At 37.3% G+C, this 17,395-nt stretch carries 15 protein-coding genes and 2 pseudogenes; 2 read left to right on the forward strand and 15 right to left on the reverse strand.

What is annotated here, in order from left to right:
* Positions 1–216: 216 nt before the first annotated feature.
* The 11 genes and pseudogenes from ACFWE9_RS20485 to ACFWE9_RS20530 form a co-directional block, all read right to left on the reverse strand.
* Positions 217–459 carry a VOC family protein gene (locus ACFWE9_RS20485; protein WP_230162629.1) on the reverse strand — a complete coding sequence of 81 codons (243 nt, stop codon included), beginning with the start codon at positions 457–459 and terminating at the stop codon, positions 217–219.
* Positions 460–894: 435 nt separating this feature from the next.
* Complete coding sequence (locus ACFWE9_RS20490) at positions 895–1,122, reverse strand: DUF3953 domain-containing protein (RefSeq protein WP_230162636.1); 228 nt, start codon at positions 1,120–1,122, stop codon at positions 895–897.
* Positions 1,123–1,655: 533 nt separating this feature from the next.
* Positions 1,656–2,183, reverse strand: a complete 528-nt coding sequence (locus ACFWE9_RS20495; protein ID WP_230162625.1) for an acyl-CoA thioesterase — start codon at positions 2,181–2,183, stop codon at positions 1,656–1,658.
* A 200-nt stretch (positions 2,184–2,383) separates the two neighbouring features.
* The gene (locus ACFWE9_RS20500; RefSeq protein WP_230162623.1) at positions 2,384–2,536 is read right to left on the reverse strand and encodes a hypothetical protein; all 153 of its coding nucleotides are present in this window, start codon (positions 2,534–2,536) and stop codon (positions 2,384–2,386) included.
* Between the two features lie 65 nt (positions 2,537–2,601).
* Positions 2,602–2,838, reverse strand: a pseudogene (locus ACFWE9_RS20505) (glutamate dehydrogenase); the annotation flags it as partial.
* Positions 2,818–2,976: pseudogene (locus ACFWE9_RS27155) on the reverse strand (glutamate dehydrogenase); the annotation flags it as partial. The pseudogenes ACFWE9_RS20505 and ACFWE9_RS27155, both read right to left, overlap by 21 nt.
* An 882-nt stretch (positions 2,977–3,858) precedes the next feature.
* Entirely contained in the window at positions 3,859–5,283 is a 1,425-nt protein-coding gene (locus ACFWE9_RS20510; RefSeq protein WP_230162621.1) for an amino acid permease, read from the reverse strand.
* 257 nt (positions 5,284–5,540) lie between these two features.
* Positions 5,541–7,217 (reverse strand): M20/M25/M40 family metallo-hydrolase, encoded by a 1,677-nt coding sequence (locus tag ACFWE9_RS20515; RefSeq protein WP_230162619.1) that lies wholly within the window; start codon positions 7,215–7,217, stop codon positions 5,541–5,543.
* 27 nt (positions 7,218–7,244) lie between these two features.
* Entirely contained in the window at positions 7,245–8,426 is a 1,182-nt protein-coding gene (locus ACFWE9_RS20520; protein WP_230162616.1) for an aminotransferase A, read from the reverse strand.
* A 46-nt stretch (positions 8,427–8,472) separates the two neighbouring features.
* Entirely contained in the window at positions 8,473–9,789 is a 1,317-nt protein-coding gene (locus ACFWE9_RS20525; RefSeq protein WP_230162614.1) for an MFS transporter, read from the reverse strand.
* A gap of 103 nt (positions 9,790–9,892) precedes the next feature.
* A complete protein-coding gene (locus tag ACFWE9_RS20530; protein ID WP_230162613.1) occupies positions 9,893–10,573 on the reverse strand; it encodes an RraA family protein in 681 nt (226 codons plus the stop codon).
* A gap of 232 nt (positions 10,574–10,805) precedes the next feature.
* Between ACFWE9_RS20530 and ACFWE9_RS20535 the strand changes: the two genes are divergently transcribed.
* Positions 10,806–11,456 (forward strand): GntR family transcriptional regulator, encoded by a 651-nt coding sequence (locus ACFWE9_RS20535; protein WP_230162610.1) that lies wholly within the window; start codon positions 10,806–10,808, stop codon positions 11,454–11,456.
* 1,206 nt (positions 11,457–12,662) lie between these two features.
* Here the strand turns inward: ACFWE9_RS20535 and ACFWE9_RS20540 are convergent.
* From ACFWE9_RS20540 to ACFWE9_RS20555, 4 genes are all read right to left on the reverse strand, one after another.
* The gene (locus ACFWE9_RS20540; protein ID WP_377358492.1) at positions 12,663–12,872 is read right to left on the reverse strand and encodes a hypothetical protein; all 210 of its coding nucleotides are present in this window, start codon (positions 12,870–12,872) and stop codon (positions 12,663–12,665) included.
* Positions 12,873–13,193: 321 nt separating this feature from the next.
* Positions 13,194–13,814: a cytochrome P450 gene (locus tag ACFWE9_RS20545; RefSeq protein WP_377358494.1), complete on the reverse strand. Its 621-nt coding sequence runs from the start codon at positions 13,812–13,814 to the stop codon at positions 13,194–13,196.
* Positions 13,769–14,452, reverse strand: a complete 684-nt coding sequence (locus ACFWE9_RS20550; RefSeq protein WP_377358496.1) for a cytochrome P450 family protein — start codon at positions 14,450–14,452, stop codon at positions 13,769–13,771. The genes ACFWE9_RS20545 and ACFWE9_RS20550 overlap by 46 nt, the downstream gene beginning before the upstream one ends.
* Before the next feature lie 180 nt (positions 14,453–14,632).
* Positions 14,633–16,087 carry a DHA2 family efflux MFS transporter permease subunit gene (locus ACFWE9_RS20555; RefSeq protein ID WP_377358498.1) on the reverse strand — a complete coding sequence of 485 codons (1,455 nt, stop codon included), beginning with the start codon at positions 16,085–16,087 and terminating at the stop codon, positions 14,633–14,635.
* A gap of 264 nt (positions 16,088–16,351) precedes the next feature.
* Between ACFWE9_RS20555 and ACFWE9_RS20560 the strand changes: the two genes are divergently transcribed.
* On the forward strand, positions 16,352–16,951 hold the full coding sequence (locus ACFWE9_RS20560) for a TetR/AcrR family transcriptional regulator (RefSeq protein WP_377358500.1): 600 nt from the start codon (positions 16,352–16,354) through the stop codon (positions 16,949–16,951).
* Positions 16,952–17,395: the final 444 nt, after the last annotated feature.

The raw sequence follows: 17,395 nt of genomic DNA on the forward strand, positions 1-17,395 counted from the left end.
ACCATGGACACCCTTGCATTAAGCTAACCATTACTACTGCCTTCATGGTTCGGGACTCGCACCCTATAGATTGCACCCATGCCGGGCGCACGAAAAAGCTGCCTTAAAGACAGCTCTGATCTTAAGCTAACGCACCTGTTAGTCCATTAAGAAAAAGGATTGCCACAGCAACCCCCTTGCTAAACTCAAGAATCCGTTACTGAAAGAAAAGCAGAATTAGTTGCGAGCAGTATTTCTTCTATACCAATCTTCTAATGACATCTCTCCAAAGGATTCCTCAAAGTCCAATCTTAAAGGAGCAATCAATTCTAGAGGATTTCCGTCTGGGTCATTAAAATAAATAGCTGCGTGGGCTTGTGGATTGTTATCAAGAACTAAAGGTTGTTGTTCTTCAGTTAAGTCAAAGCTTGTACGAATTTCGATTCCTTTACTATTTAACCAATCTTTTGCTGATGTCATGTCCTCTATATCTATTTATAAAGCTACATGTCGTATTGAAGGATGGTACGGAATTTCTACATGGTTTGTTTCCCATAGACCAAGCCAACTTTTACCTTTCTCAATCCAGAAGAAAGCTAATTTATCATTTTGATATGCAATTTCTAAATCTAACTTTTTATAAAATTTTTGAGTTTTCAAGATTACTTACAGGTAAATGTGCCTCATAAAGACCTTTTATCATTTCTCGTCCCACCTCGTTATGATATCTATAAATTCCTTATATTCGCTGTATCATACTAATTTTTGGAATCTCCAGATATAAGCCTGAATCAAGCTACATTTATAATCGTAGTTTTTTGAGTTAAATCAGAATTTTGTTAAACTAACCTGCCCCGATAGTTCCATAAAGAAAAGCTGCCTTAAAGACAGCTCCGATCTTCAGCTAAGCACCCGTTAGTTCATTAAGAAACCCTGTATGGAAACAAAGAAAACAAATAAAGAGATAACAATGCTCATATATCCCCAAAAGCCTTTTCTGTCTTTTTGAAGTTCAGATAATCCTGTAACTAACATAATTGCCCCCAAGAACAACATAGAATACGGCATCAACTCAAAATTTTCAGTAATTAGCTGATAGGCTGATAAAGCAAGAACAATTATTGCTAAGATAATTCTAATCATTTTCAAGAATATATTTCCCCCTAAAAATTAAGTTCTGTACAATTTCTGTTTCAATCATACCATTTGACACCTTTTTATTTGTGTAAAAAATGGAAACTTCTTTATGCAACTATCCTGCCCCGTTAGTTGCATAAGGAAAAAGCTGCCTTAAAGACAGCTCTGATCTTCAGCTAACGCATCCTTTAGTTGAAGAAGAAAAGGCTTTGGTCTAGGGGCTAGGTAGTAGTACCCCTATAATGAGAGAAAAGTATTTTTTTGCGGAATTCATAACTTCGTTCTAGAAACTTGTTAAGATTTTCGCAGTTTCCTCCCTTTCGATGAGTTTTTGGTTTCTTATCATTCTTTAATAACACAGAATGAGTAGGCATTTGAACGTTTCTGACATGAGCATCTCAAACATAAAACGACCGCAAAGTGAAGTAAACTTAACGGTCGTTTTAAATTTTGCTTAGTTTTTTTCCAATGACATGAAACATATAATTGTCCTTTTTCTTTGATATGTTTCATTGAATAGGTTTTAGTTCAATCCAAGCTTAACGTGAGCTATATTGCTCCCCGGGATAATTAGTAGTTAAAAATGCAGCCATCTCCTTACTTTTTTGTTTCCTTTCCTTACGCTTTCCTGCTCGATCTGGTGCGGTTTCATGTAATTTTCTCTCTTCTTCTGTTTCAGGAATGACTTGTGGAACACGTGTTGGCCGGTTATGTTGATCAAGTGCTACAAATGTTAATAGTGCAGTTGCTGCGATCTTACGTTTACCGCTTTTTAAGTCTTCTGCAATAATTTTCACAAAAACTTCCATTGACGAGGTACCTGTCCAAGTTACATAAGATTCAAAGCAGACTGCATCTGTTGTTCGTACTGGATGTAAAAAATCAACAGAATCTGTTGATGCAGTTACACATTCCCTACGACTATGACGTGCTGCAGAAGTAGAGGATACTTGATCCAATTGACTCATCAAACGACCACCAAATAACGTATTATGATTATTCACATCATTTGGAAACACACGGCTTGTTCTTATAACTCTTGATTCTTTGCAGTATTTAGCTTCCATAAACATATCTCCCTATAATATATAAACTTCTTTATATCCATTCGAAATAATTACTCAATCCTACATAATAGTGAACTGTCTTGTTCATATCAATTCAATTTGATATTGAACAAGGTTCTAGTGTACGTCTAGATTTATATACTCCTGACTATCTTCAGAAGGAATGTAAAAAGTTAAAATTAACTAAAGATTCTAACTATTTACGATTCAACTAAATCATAATCATTAAAATAAATTACTTCTGTTAGGATTTTACACCCTTTAATTCCCCTGAAAGTTTCTTTAGCTTCTTTTTCAGTGTCAAACTCAAATATTTTAACGTTATTCCTGGAATGAACAGTGATTACCCACATAAAATGCCTCCAATAAAAAGTTTTTTAAATCTGTTTTTCCATAGAATGATAGAAAATATTACATTTTATATCCAGCCCAGGAAACGAGAAGATTCAGCCGGATTTCTAATTCCCACCATATAGGCTGCTAAACGCATATCGACTTGATGTCTCAGTGTTGTTTGATAAATATTTCAAAAAGAATTGACCATTACTTTGCGTAATTTTTCAGCCACTTCTTTCTCTAGCCAATAATATCCTTACGTATTTTGTACCCATTCAAAGTAAGAAACCATGACACCACCTGTACTGTATATATTATCGTTATTCACCATTTTGACCGGTATACGAACGGTCATCATGCGCATCGGCTCTTTTAATAGTTCAAAAAATCCCTCTGAATAACCTAATTTTTTTATCGCTTCTTTTATGACTGTTTGTGTGGAACGAAATAAACTCAGATCACCTGTTCAAATTCTTTGCAATTAACCTTATCCCTTGTTTTCCTATCTCTGTTTATTAATGTAGCACCTTAGAATTTTGCCCATCTCCCAATCAAACTCTTCTCCTATAACACGCAAATATTCCTTACCGAGTTCGATTTTATATAGAAGAATGTGCTTCTTGATAGTCTATTGTATTTTCTCCTTACTTAATATCTGCAAATGGTTCATGAGTATTGGATTAAGGACATATATGTTTTACCTCCTAAGTTTTTAACTCTTCATCAATCTATAATGCAACTATCGTGCCAACTTCCTTTCATAAGGTAACTCTTAGCATTAAAGGATTTAAGGACTAAAAATCGCAAAATATTTTTGCACCGATTAATTTTAGTATAATGAGAGCAAAATGATTTTGCACAAAAAGAAGATGTTTGATTAAATGTGAGATAAGTTACTTAAAGGAGAATCAAATCCAAATTTTATTAATAGAGTCGAAACGCCAGATTTAATTCCTTTATATTCAATTTTTTACTTAAGCAAACTTTGTTTAAACGCAAAACAATTATGCGTATTATTCCATTTTTTTATAGATAGCAAACAAGTTCTGCGCTTTCTCATATAAAGAGATAAACAACGGCTTGACTATTTCATTCGATAGTTAGCTTTCCTTTGCGTATCGGAACTTTCGTATGCGTTATTTTTTATCCTCTCTAGATGTGAAAAATAAAAAGATTAAAAGAAGATGTTTAGACTAAAAATGTCTAAACATCTTCTTTACCTAGGACCTAATGATCTAATCAAAATGTTAGTAGTAATTTATTTAAAGTCTGTAAAAGTGTCCTTTAAGATGCTATTAATAAAATGGTTGTAGGGCATACCGGATACTCCACAAAGAAATCATTGTGCTTTTCCAATTTCATTGTGTTCACCACTTTTGTGCCTATTTTTCTTCTTTATTATTAGGTGATAATAAATGTAACAGGCCACCATGAAAGGTATACCACAGTATAGCCCTAGTCTTTGATTAGGAATAAAAATAAGGCTAATTAGTACAATACCGTATGACACGAATCCTAGAATCGGAACGAGTGGATAAAGAGGCGTTCTAAATTTCAAATCCTTTACATCTCCACCTTCTGCTATAAACCTTTTTCTAAAAAAGAACTGTGATGCACAAATAGACATCCATACGACAATGGTAATCACACCAGAAATAGAAATAAGCCATACATAGACAGTTTCTGCAGCCACGACACTAGTAAGAAGTGAGAGGGCCGATATCGATATAGTGATAATCAGTGCATTCAACGGAATACCTTTTGAAGATAATTTACCTACCATCGATGGGGCCATTTCAGTTTTAGAAAGTGACCAGAGCATTCTTGATGCTGCATACAGTCCTGAATTTGCTACTGATAGAACAGCGGTAAGGATAACAAAATTCATAATATCTGAAGCATATGGAATTCCAATCATGTCAAATACGGAAACAAACGGACTTTCAACCAATCCCGCAGTTTTCCACGGTATTAGTGCAACAAGTACAAACATCGCCAAAACAAAGAAAAACATGGTACGCCAAATGATATTTCGAATGGAGCGAGGAAGTGTCTTGTCTGGATTTTCACTTTCTCCAGCAGCTATACCAATGAGCTCAGTTCCCTGGAAAGAATAGTTCACAGTAACCATTGTTAAGAATATGGCGAGAATCCCATTTGGGAAGAGGCCACCGTCACCTGTGAAATTCGAAAAAAATGGGGCAGATTCATCACCTTTTAAGTTAAGGAAACCAAACATAGCTGCCCCCCCAAGGATAATAAAGAGAACAATAGCTGTCACCTTAATGCTAGAAAACCAAAATTCTGTTTCTGCAAAGCTACGAGTGGACAATGCATTGATCGAGAATATAATAATTCCGAATACCATACACCAAATCCAAACAGGAACTTCCGGAAACCACCGCTGCATAAGAATACCTGCAGATGTAAATTCTAATCCAATGGTATTCGCCCAACTTAACCAGTAAAGCCAACCAATCGTAAATCCGGTTGAAGGACTAATATATTTCGTAGCATATGCTTGAAAAGAGCCCGAATTTGGCATAGCTACTGTTAATTCACCAAGACAAAGCATAACAAGGTACATAAGAAACCCACCTAGTACATAAGCAAGAACGGCTCCTCCGGGTCCTGCCTGACTAATTGTAAATCCTGACCCAAGAAATAATCCAGTTCCAATGACACCACCAAGTGCAATCATGAACAAATGTCTGCTTTTCATCGTACGTTTTAATTCATCGTTTTCCTTGTGTATCATTCCCATTTTTTATCACTCTTTCTTATATCATTAATAAAACCAAACATTAAAATATTAAGAAAATTAATTCCTCCTTTCGTAGACATTTCTAGGAAAGGAGTTTTTTTCTACTTTTGCAATAGCCTCGAAATATAGTAAACTACTCTAACGATAGCTGTTTTTATAAACACATATGCTTAATAACATCAAATTATTAGGGAAGATAGGAAGGAATAAGAGATTCATTCTCCTTCCTATCTTTTGAAGCCATTACATTACCGGGCCTATTTGCTGAAAATTCCCTCTTTTTTTGTTAATAACTTAAGCGTTACATTTCTTAAAAGTCCGGGTAAAACGCCAAAAGTATAAGGTTTATAAACGCGTTCTGTCCATTTATGAGCGTCTTTTCCATATACTCCGATATTGATAGACGGAATATTCAGATTACGAATGTCCTTTATAGGCAAAGGATAAATGGACTCCCATTCTGGGAAATTTTTTAATAACGACAGGATGTCCTCGTCGGTTTCGTGCAATGATAAAAAGCTTCCATCTGCCAAATAGGGGAAGAACTTTTTTACTGCAAACTTTTCGTCAGTTTCTTTTGCTACTTCATCTAATACTTCTTTTAGCGCATTTTCCAGATTAGCGTCCCTCTCATTATCTTGATTTAAATAGTTGTGTGGAAGATAAGGTGGCGCGAAAAAGATGATAACCCGCGGCTTTTTATTCGGATCAAGTTCTTGTAAGGCTTCGACAATTTTGAAGCAAAGCATTCTTGGCTCTAAATTTTCATTCTCATTAAACACTTTCTTCATTCTTTCCGCTGTATTAATCCCCATCTTTTCCAACTCATCCACATAATCTGCCAAACTCGTTACTTCAATATTCCAGGATAGTGTTTTAGGTGGCAACCCTGTGCGCATGAGAAAATCATTGTAATGCTTGAATAGGACATGTTCTGTTTCCCTGCAGGCCTCAAATGCAACAGCAGTTAACTTATCCATGACTTCCTTCGTCGTCGCTTTATAAACAAAGTAGTTAAAATAGAGGTAGCTACTAGTAGCGGTTTGAACATTGTAAAATTCTTTTGTATCGCGTTGATACAAACAAGAAGGTGGGAGAACCAATTCACCGTCAATATTTTCGGCTAGATCTAGGTTATTATGGACACGGCGCGTTATCTCAGCCGCAATAAAGTTTGGATCAATACCGGATAACGTTTCACCTACATGGGCCTCGCGACCATAAATATAGAAACTCGGCAGAAGCTTTCCTGCTGCTCCCGTATAAATATAGCGGTGAGGGTCATTATCATATAAAGGAGTAATAAAATCATCATTAATGGCTACTGTATAAGACAATCCTTGCTCCTCTTTCAATCTATTCAACTCAGCAATGGCAGATATCACTCCCTTATGCTGGCTTTCTTCATCAGGGTTCACCATTAACAGGATATTACCCGTCAATTCTTCGGGATGTTCGGAAAAGTGGAGAACATTTGCAATATGTATTGCGATCCCGCTTTGCATATCAACGGATCCTCTTCCAAACAGCCACTCTCCTGATTGAGCATCTTTTTGTACATCATTGTCAAATGCATACATTTTGAAAAAATCCTCTAACGCATCGGGATTCATCGCATCTTTTTTCATGTTGCTATAATCTTCAATACCAACCGTATCCAAATGAGAATGGTAAATAATTGTATCTTTTGTCTCTGTTTTCCCTTTGACTAAAGCAAAAATATTTTTCCGGCCTAGTATATCGTTTGGAACCGGCTGTTCCCATACTTGAGATGGGTTTTGTTGAAAATACGGAAAGCCTAGAAGAGTTTCTTTTACAAAGTTAGCCACTTCCACCTCGCCAATTGTTCCGTTAATGCTGTTAATACTTACAAGAGCACGTGTAAGCGTTTCTACTTTTTCTGGCATTGTCATGTTGTAAATTTTGTTGTACATGATTGTTATCTCCCTTAATAAATGTTTTTATTTATTAGTTGCTAACTGTTTACGCTTTATTGAATGAACAAATTGCTCCATTCTGTTTAATCCTTCTTTAAGCGTTTCGATAGAAGCCGCATAAGAAATCCTTACATACCCTTCTCCAAACTCTGAAAACGCATCGCCAGGAACAACTGCAACACTTGTCTCTTGGAGTAGCTTCAGCGCAAAATCAAACGATTTCATCTTTGTACTTTTTATAGAAGGAAAAACGTAAAAGGCACCATCTGGTTTGACCACATCTAATCCCATCTCGGTAAGCCTTTTGCAGACGTACTCTCTCCTTTTTCGATACTCTTCAACCATCTGACTTGGATCATCCTTCCCTTTGGTTAAAGCTTCGATTGCCGCATATTGGCTAATTGTGCTGGCACAAACTGAATTATAAAGATGGACTTTTAACATTTGGCTAGATAAATAGGAAGGCGAAAAAGTAAAACCAATTCTCCAACCTGTCATAGAATGGGATTTTGCAATTCCGTTAATGACGATAGTTTTCTCCCTCATACCTGGAATAGAGGCAATTGAACAATGCTTTTTATCATAATACAGTTCACTGTAGATTTCGTCTGAAACAACAAAGATGTTTTTATTTCTAAGTACATTAGCAATTTCAACGATATCTTCTTCACTTAACATCCTTCCGGTAGGATTTGAAGGTGAGCAAAGAACAATGCAGCGTGTTCGTTCCGTTAGTTTATTCTTAATCATTTCAGCATTCATTTTGAAAGAATTTTTTGACGTATCAACGTAAACCGGAACTGCTCCGCATAATGTAATTAACGGTTCGTATCCAGGATAAATTGGCGAGGGAAGAATGACTTCATCCCCTGCTTGTAAAATGGTTCGGAACGCACTATCAATGGCTTCAGTTGCACCATTTGTTACAATGATTTCATCCTCAGGATTGTAGGTGAGATTATACTTTTGGAATACATAATCTGCGGCAGCCTTCCGAAGGCTCAATAGGCCCGCGTTATGTGTATAGGCTGTATGGTCTTGTCTAATCGCTGTTATTGCAGCTTCTTTTATATGTTCAGGTGTTGGGAAATCTGGCTGACCAAGAGTAAGATTGATCGCATCTGTATTATGGATCACCATATTGGAAAATGTCCGTATTCCGGGAATCTTGATGGTTGAGACGCTTTTATTTATCGTAATTTCCATTTGTCCTATCACCTTTTTTTATTATTTTTGATCTTACATAGTGTTTCTAATTTTCAGCCGGAATTAATGGACGATCAGGTTTGATGAGAAACCATAAGAAAATAGCAAGTCCGATAGGGATGATGTTGATTAATAGGGTTGTATTCCAACCCATTTCCTGCGCTAACCATCCGCAGATAATTGGAGATGTTATTCCTCCAATGCTTCCCCAAAGGTTCATCCAACCACTGACAGACCCTGCGAATTCTTGACCTAAATCGTTTGCGGTTGCCCAAGAAGTAACGATTGGCAGCCCAAGAGCGCCAAGTGCTAGTGTCAACCAGACAACGTTCATCCAAGGACTTGTGGAATAGGCAGCGAAATACAATCCTATAATGAAAAAAATGAATCCGATCAAGGCTAGACTACCTCGAGCTTTCATTCGTGAGTTTGTTCTTTGTAAGATGATATCCGATAAGGCGCCTCCAGCAAGAACAGTGAAACAAATGGCCAGCCAAGGGAAACTTGCCGCTACCCCCATTTCTTTTAATGAGAAATTTCGTGCTTCCATTAAATAAGTAGGTAACCATGTTAAAAAGAAGGTGTTCATATAGATGACGACAAAGTATTGTATCCCAACTGCCCAAAATCGGATGTTTCTTAGATAAATCTTCCACGGGGCGGTCTTTTTTACTGTTCCGGTGATGCTTCGATTTTCACAAATAAGCACTTTTTCTTTTTCAGAAATCCAAGGATGATTTTCTGGTTTATCACGCCCTACAATATACCAAACTAAGCCAATCCCAATGCCAAGAATAGCGAAACTATAGAAAACGCCTTGCCATCCAAAAAGCAGCAAGATAGCCACTGAAACCCCTGGTGCTATAACAGGTCCGAAGAAAGAACCAGCTAATAAAGCACTTGCTGCTCGTCCCTTTTCATGTTTTTGGAACCAGTATGAATTGAAGACAGCGTTGGCTGGATACATTGGACCCTCACCAACACCAAACAGAAACCTTACAATGCATAATACAACGTAAGAAGTAGAGGCAGCTGTAAGTGCTGTAAATGCAGACCACCAGGTAATCGCTATTATAATGATCTTCCTTGACCCGAATTTTTCTGCTAGCATCCCACCTGGAATTTGAGCAATACAGTATCCTGCGTAAAAGAGGGAAGACAAAAGTCCAAATTCAACTTTGTTCATATTTAGAGCATCCATCATCGGTTTAGCGACCACAGATAGATTGGCTCGGTCCATGTACGCTATCAAACCTATAATAAAAAAAATCAAACCCATGCCCCAACGTAATCCAATTTTTCTTTCCTTGCCTTGAGATTCGTCGATTAATTCTACCTGTTTTTCGATGTTCCCTTGTTTCATCTTTTTATCCACTTCCTTTATAAGAATTAATAACTGAAAAAAGTATAAAACAGGATTATGTAGGGAGCCTAGGTGAAAGAAATAAGCATTTTTAGTAAATCGGTTAATTTTGATTATTGATTAACATCTTTTCCCAAAGAGGATCGAATCGACGAAGGTATTTTTCAACACCTAAAGCTTGCAACTCTTGACGTCGTTTTTCATCTGCTTCTTCTTCCTTTTTGCCGATTTCAATAAAACTTAATGTTTCTTCTTGTGGAACAACTAACAAGCCATCATTACTACCAACAATAATATCCCCAGGGTTAACGATGCATCCTGAAATGGATACAGGTACGTTTACGTCGCCATCAATACTATAGACTTTGGTGGTTAAAGGTGAAATCGCGTAAGAAAACACGGTGAATTGCAATTTATTAATTATTTTAGTGTCGGTAACAGGCCCGTTAATGATCGCAGCAATAGCTCCTTTTTCCATCGCAACTCTTGTTGTAATTTCTCCCCAACATGCAAAACGCTCTTCTTCGTTCATATCAATCACAACTACATCACCTGGCTGTACTAAATCCAGTGCCTTATAAACTAATAGACCGTCATTTGGAGGGATTCGGACCGTTACTGCCGGACCAGAAAATGTGTTTTCAATCGGGAATATAGGCTTGATTTTCTTAGTACTGATTAATTGGAAATTCAAATGATGCCCATAATCACTTGGTGAAATAGTTCCCAATTGCTTTACTTCTTCAAGTTTTGGTCTTGGAATTATAGAATTTACCGTTATCATTACATTCATCCTTTCTTTGTAAACGTTATCAATTACTACCTTATACCTCTTGTGACTTGTTGTATTTATGTTGTATATTATATGTATACAACAGATAAACTTATTAGTCAATCTATTCTGAATTTAATCGCACGATTTATATGATAGAATAAAGTAAGTTAATGAAATTCATTGTTGATTAATTTTTATATACGATTATGTAGTATTAATACTTTTTAAAAGGATAGATAAAATGAGCATACACCAACCCAAACGACAATTTTTAAAAGATCGAGCTTATGAGATGATTAAGAAACTACTTATGGACGGAGAGTTATCGCCAGGAGAATTTGTTAAAGAGGGGGATCTCAGTGAACAGTTAGAAATGAGCAGGACCCCCATTCGGTCAGCCCTTCAGCGTTTAGAACATGATGGATTGGTCCGTATTCATCCAAAGCAAGGTATCTATATATGTGATATTTCTGTAAAACAAGTCAATGAAGTGTATGAAATACGAATTGCACTTGAAACATTTGCGTTACGAAAGCTTTCACATAGTATTGAAAAACACCAACTCGAAGAACTATATGACATCTTAAACCAGCAATACGAGTATATAAAAAACGAAGATTCCTATTCAGCACTTGAATACGATATGAGGTTCCATCTTAAAATAATGGAGTTTAATAAAAATGAACAAATGTTTGAGATGTTTAAAAGCATTAGAGAAAAACTTACATTTTACGGAAAAGAAGTATTAAAGAAAAAAATTGATCGCCTAAAGCAAACATATGATGAACACTTATTAATTGTAAGGGCCCTGGAAAAAGGCAACGCGGAAGAAGTAGTTCGACATATTGAAGAACACTTACAATATGGCAGAAAAACGCTCCTGGATCCATGAACGGTACTGCAAAAGTGTAGAGTGATGCTCGTCTAAAAAATCCCACAGCCATTCTCTAACAAGTCATGTAACAACACTATATACATTTTGAATTGTTATTTATCAAAAATAATACTGTAAGTAACTCATTACTCGGCAAAGTAATATTCAAAAAGTACAAACATATATAAAATGTACCCTATAGAGTAGACATTTAAAAAAAGGTCTACTTATAGGGTACTTTTTTGTATTATTAAGAAAAAATGAGATTTGGGGAAATAAACGAGTAAAAAGGTTCGCATTTTGTGCTTTTCCCATTTCTATCCACGAATCAGTTTTTTACCATGTCAGCAACAACTATAACCTTCACACATCACCCCGAAAAACAATTATGGGTTATATCCCGCACATAGTCAGTAACAATTTTGTCTATACAATCAACAAGTTTATTTTCAATAAATTCTTCTGGTTTACATATAAAAAAGGTTGCTTTAGCAACCCTCCCTAAATGAAGTAAAGCACCATTTTGTTCATAATCACACAAAATATATAACTCATAATAGGGATGAAATGCTTAAAAATAATGTAAAACCTGGCCCATTTAGTTCCTTTTTTTGTTGCTTTTCAAGTAAATACCGTTCTATTAATGTTAAAGACAATCCTATGACTATGAGGATATAAGCCAAAAACCGATAATAACTATAAACACATAATTCAAGGTGGAAACAAAGTGAATAAGTTATGCTAACCTGATGGGTCAGTGCCCTTTTGTTGAAGAAATCTGGTACTCCGTACATATTTGAAATCCTACGAATAAGCCAATGTTCGTTAAAAGAAAAAATCTATGAAAATTAGTTTTTGAAGGTTACCTTCGAGAATCCTATTAGAAAATTCCCCTTTAAAACTATGTAACCAGTTCAGTTATAGGTCGAACTTTATCTGCACAATAAGTCTCGTTTTTGCGTGCTATTCCAACAAATATCCTGGCTAGCTTACCCACCTGTTAGTGAACAAGATCCATGTTTTATTCAATAGCTTAAGCTAATACAGAAAATCTCCCTTTAAAAAAATAATCAAAAAGTTACTCCTTATTATTAACGAAAAGTTTTAAGAGGGCATATTCGACTAGACCTCCCCTTTAGTGAAATCCACTTTTATTCCCTATAAAATAAAAAAAGTGCCAACTTCTCTTTAATAGAAATCGGCACTTGGTTTATTCGCTATACGTTATCGTGTCGTTTGTGGCGGTTGGCATACGTCACATTTACGTTGGTTATTATTTTTAAATTTCGTAAATGTTTTTTCAAAGTTGCTACCACATGCACATTTAAATAGTAACTTTTGAGAAAATCCGTGATATTCCGTTGTTAACAACTTACTTTCCGAATTTTTCTCAATAAATTCTTTAATTTTACCAATCGTCCATCGTTTATTCATTCTCTTACACCTCCATATTTTATCGCTGTGCGGAGGCTTTTCTTGGCATCCGTTCAATTATAAGTAAAAGTCGTAATTACCCTAAGTTCATCATTATAACATGAGCTGACACTCAATTAAACAGATGGAAGGTACTATTTTAAACTAATCCGCTCCTTTTGTTCCATAAGAAACGATTGGTTTACTTTTATTATTGAATAGGACATAAAAAAAGCCGCCCATCATTGGAGCAGCTCTTCATTAGTAAGTGTAGTTTTGGCTTTAGTGGAAATAAGGGCCTTCTGGACTTCCCCCCGTCAAGAAGGGAGTTCTATCTCTCTACTAAAAAGCAACCGGCAGGGAGATTAACCCTTGTGAGCTCAGCGTGAAGTGCCAGTTGACATTCTCCCGAGGGACGCTGAGGCGTAGGTTAGGCATGCGTCTCAACAGGGTGGAAAACGCAACGTCTCCTTCCACACGGGCTAGTGGCACTCCCAAACACATATGGATGCCATGTCCAAAGGCGAGATGACGTTTCATTGTACGAGTAATATCCAGCTCCTCTGGGTCGGTAAACTGTATCTCATCCCGATTCGTTGATTTTAATATGGGAATGACCATGTCCCCTTTTTTGATTTGCTGCCCAGCTAGCTCGATATCTTCAGTGGCAAAACGCGGTCCCGCGATTGTGGCAGGCCCATTGAAGCGCAGCAGTTCTTCCACAGCTGCAGGAACCAGACTGAGGTCGGCTTTTGCCATATTCAGTTGCTCTGGATGATCCAGCAACATCAAAGTGCCGGTGGCAATGAGATTCGAGGTTGTCTCATGGCCGGCAAAGATCAAAAGCGAGATCATCGAGATTAGTTCTGCTTCGTCGAGTCGATCTCCCTCCTCTTCGATAGCAACCAATTGGCTGATTAAGTCATCAGCAGGATGCTGGCGTTTGTCAGCGACAAGCTGCACGATGTATTCCCCGAAGGCTCGTATCTGCTCTGCGATGCGACCCCCGGATCTTTCCTTCCTAGGCCCAGACCGTGCGCTATGACCTCAGACCAGCCCCTAATCCGTTCCTTGTCTGCTTGAGGCACCCCAAGCATGTAAGAAATGACGTTGATTGGTAAGGGATAGGCATAGTCCTTGACAAGGTCCATCTCGCCTTTATCTTGTACCTGATCAAGTAATTCGTCAGCAATTTCCTGGACGCGAGGGCGTAAGCTTTCCATATATTTAGGCGTAAAGGCTTTGGACACCAACCTGCGCAACCGTCGATGGTCGGGTTCATCGACAGAAAGCATGGATTTTGCGTTAAGGAAGGTAGGGGGAGCGGATGGATCAGCATTGTTTTGCCTGATATCACTATTACCATTGATGGAGCCCCCGTCTACAGTAAAATGGGCATGATCTTTTAACACCTGCATTGCTTCTTCCATACGCGTAACCATCCATGCCTGACCATCCATTCCGCTAATCGGAGACGGGATAGGAATAATGGCTCCCATTGTCCGCATCTTAGCGAATATCGGAAATGGGCTTTCACCACTTTCACCACTAAACACGTCCAATATTGATTTCTCTGGTAATTTTTGATCTGAATTATTCATGACAACCTTCCTTTCTCAATGTGCCCTTTACGGGAGTCATCCGTTTGCTTAAATATTGTCCAAGGAATTATTTGCTGACCTAAAAATACCTTTCAAAGAACCATCAGGATGATAATCTTTAAGTTTTATATAACATCTAATTTCCTCCTTAGTTTACAACTAGGATAATTTATACATCCTTTAGATTGTGGATTTGCCTCTTAAATTCTTACTGGCTTCTTTAAAATTATGTTGTTTTCCTTCAGAAGCATTCTTAACACGTTTGATAAAGAAGGAAAGCAATAAACTAAAAATTCCGATGATAAGAATAACAAAATATGCGTCATTTATCCCCTGGATCGAAGCTTCCATAACCATATGTTGTTGTGTTTCACCCTGCGCTCCTCCCGTCACTAAGTCCTGAAGATGATTCGTTGTACTGTTTGTCATTACTGTCACAAGTAGGGCAGTACCTATCGCGCCGGCTACTTGTCTGATAGTGTTGGAAATAGCTGTGCCGTGTGCATAAAGACTTGAAGGTAATTGATTTAAACCTGCAGTCTGTATAGGCATAAGGAACATAGCCATCCCAATCCGACGGACTGTAGACATCACAACGAGAAACGTATAGCTGGTCGAGTCAGTCAAATCTATAAAGCCAACGGTTGAGATGATAATTATTGCTATACCGATAATAGTAAGCCATTTGGCTCCAAATCGGTCGAAGAGCTTTCCAACTGCAGGACTTAGCAACCCCATTAGGAGTGCCCCTGGAAGCATCAGTATACCTGACTCCAATGCAGTAAAACCGCGGGCATTTTGAAGATACAGAGGAAGCAGCATCATATCTGCATACATCATCATGGTAACACCTATACTTATAAGGGTAGTCAAGGTAAACATATTGTATTTAAAGGCTCGGAGATTCAGTAGCGGATTTTTGGAGATCAGCTGCCGCCACGTAAACAGGACAAGGGCCAGGATTCCTACAACTAGAGAAACAACTACCTCTGTACTTGACCAACCAGCATTGCCGGCTTCGCTGAAGCCGTACATTAAAGCACCAAATCCGATGGTTGAAAGGGCTACACTAATAAAGTCTACCTTGGAATGAACAGGTTCTGATACATTTTTCAGATAAATAAAACCGCAGATGATAACAATAACTGTAAACGGAATCATGCCATAAAACATGGCTTGCCAAGGAAATGTCTCAATAACATAACCAGTAAGTGTTGGTCCAATTGCAGGCGCAAAAATAATCGCTAACCCGACGTAGCCCATAGCAGATCCTCTCTTCTCTGGAGGGAAAAGGGATAACACAACATTCATGAGTAAAGGCATAATAATGCCAGCACCGGCTGCTTGAATCAGCCGCCCAGTCAGAAGTACAGGGAAATTGGTTGCGACTGCAGAAACAATCGTTCCGGCTAGAAAAATGATCATCGAAGTTTGGAACAATTGACGAGTGGAGAATCTCTGGATTAAAAAGGCTGTAATAGGAATTAAAACGCCATTCACCAACATATAACCTGTTGTAAGCCACTGAGCTGTTGAAGCTTTAATATTAAAATCATTCATTAATTCCGGTATGGCAACGCTCATTATTGTTTGATTAAACGTGGCAAGGAAAGCACCTATTATCAACACAAACATGATTGGTCCCTTTTTGATTGTTGCATTCTTACTCAATTTCATACATCCTCTCGGGTCTTTCGTAGATTAAATTTACACTGTGTTGTATAATTTACAATGTATAAATGAGATTATAATTACAATTTATCATGTTTTCAAGCTACAAAATTCCAAAAAGTGTATATTAATTCACAAAAATAAGGTTTATGTTGTTTATCGAGAAGAAATACGACGTAACACTATGAAGTGTAGCTTACGATTTGATGAGGAAGGAAAGAGACTATGATGGAAAAGAAAAAGCTTCACACAGACCCTCGCATACTCCGTACAAGACAATTAATTAAAAATGCATTTGTTGAATTACTTGAGGAAATGGATCTCCAAAAAATAACGGTTAATCGATTGGCAGAGAGAGCAACCATCAATCGTGTTACCTTTTATCTACATTATCGTGATATTCCAGATATGTTGGAAAAAATGGCAGACGATATGATTGAAGACATTTCAACGATTTTTAGTAATACAACAACGGACCAGACATCCTCTGATGAGATTAGTTGGAAAATAGTCGAAAATTTACTTGAGCATATAGCTGAACATTCGAATTTTTATAAGAACCTACTGGCTTCTAAGAAAGTCCCCATCTTTAGAGAACGTTTAACAATGTTTTTAAGGGAGAGGATAGTTACTAAGATAGAGGAAAACGGAAGGTCATCCCATATTCAAACTGAAATTGTCAAGGAAGACATTTTGATATGGTATGAAACCTCAGCATTAATAGGCACAATCGTTTCGTGGCTACAAAATGATATGCCATATTCACCGACTTTTCTAGCGAAACAATTCTCTTTGCTTCACCAAAGGAGGATAAATGTAGAAAGTTAATCATTTATAAAGTGTACAGATATACCGAACCTTTGCTCGCTGCATTATGGTTTCTAACTCTTGTAAATCTAATAGATTACGCCATAAAAAAGTTGAAAGGATTCCAGAAGGCTTTCCAAAAATCAACTGGCATATTTTGAGTGGACTTTAGTATAAAAGCCATAATTTAAATTACTTTAACAACACACCTAAAATGTGTTTCCGTTCAGAAAACTGAACGGTTTTTTCTTTATTTTCATCATTTATCTCTCCGTGCAACAAACTTTTTTTATTGTGTCACCTGCCCCTTTATTTCCATAAGAAATTTCTATGGCGGCGCTCCTCGCCGCCACCATCTACTACGAAAATCTAAACTCAAAAATAGAGTCTAACCCATTAACCCCTTGACGATAATGGATGATAACAATACAACCAGGCTGAGCTTTTTTTGGTGGATCTTAAGGA

Source organism: Peribacillus sp. NPDC060253, from assembly GCF_042727425.1.
In the GTDB taxonomy this organism is placed as follows: Bacteria; Bacillota; Bacilli; order Bacillales; family DSM-1321; genus Peribacillus.

What these genes read in the sequence shown, in the direction of transcription:
- ACFWE9_RS20495 (WP_230162625.1), bottom strand. Translation starts at nt 2,183, where the DNA reads ATGGAAGCTAAATACTGCAAAGAATCAAGAGTTATAAGAACAAGCCGT.
- ACFWE9_RS20500 (WP_230162623.1), bottom strand. Translation starts at nt 2,536, where the DNA reads ATGTGGGTAATCACTGTTCATTCCAGGAATAACGTTAAAATATTTGAG.
- ACFWE9_RS20525 (WP_230162614.1), bottom strand. Translation starts at nt 9,789, where the DNA reads ATGAAACAAGGGAACATCGAAAAACAGGTAGAATTAATCGACGAATCT.
- ACFWE9_RS20490 (WP_230162636.1), bottom strand. Translation starts at nt 1,122, where the DNA reads ATGATTAGAATTATCTTAGCAATAATTGTTCTTGCTTTATCAGCCTAT.
- ACFWE9_RS20535 (WP_230162610.1), top strand. Translation starts at nt 10,806, where the DNA reads ATGAGCATACACCAACCCAAACGACAATTTTTAAAAGATCGAGCTTAT.
- ACFWE9_RS20560 (WP_377358500.1), top strand. Translation starts at nt 16,352, where the DNA reads ATGGAAAAGAAAAAGCTTCACACAGACCCTCGCATACTCCGTACAAGA.
- ACFWE9_RS20485 (WP_230162629.1), bottom strand. Translation starts at nt 459, where the DNA reads ATGACATCAGCAAAAGATTGGTTAAATAGTAAAGGAATCGAAATTCGT.
- ACFWE9_RS20520 (WP_230162616.1), bottom strand. Translation starts at nt 8,426, where the DNA reads ATGGAAATTACGATAAATAAAAGCGTCTCAACCATCAAGATTCCCGGA.
- ACFWE9_RS20530 (WP_230162613.1), bottom strand. Translation starts at nt 10,573, where the DNA reads ATGATAACGGTAAATTCTATAATTCCAAGACCAAAACTTGAAGAAGTA.
- ACFWE9_RS20555 (WP_377358498.1), bottom strand. Translation starts at nt 16,087, where the DNA reads ATGTTTGTGTTGATAATAGGTGCTTTCCTTGCCACGTTTAATCAAACA.
- ACFWE9_RS20540 (WP_377358492.1), bottom strand. Translation starts at nt 12,872, where the DNA reads ATGAATAAACGATGGACGATTGGTAAAATTAAAGAATTTATTGAGAAA.
- ACFWE9_RS20550 (WP_377358496.1), bottom strand. Translation starts at nt 14,452, where the DNA reads ATGAATAATTCAGATCAAAAATTACCAGAGAAATCAATATTGGACGTG.
- ACFWE9_RS20510 (WP_230162621.1), bottom strand. Translation starts at nt 5,283, where the DNA reads ATGGGAATGATACACAAGGAAAACGATGAATTAAAACGTACGATGAAA.
- ACFWE9_RS20515 (WP_230162619.1), bottom strand. Translation starts at nt 7,217, where the DNA reads ATGTACAACAAAATTTACAACATGACAATGCCAGAAAAAGTAGAAACG.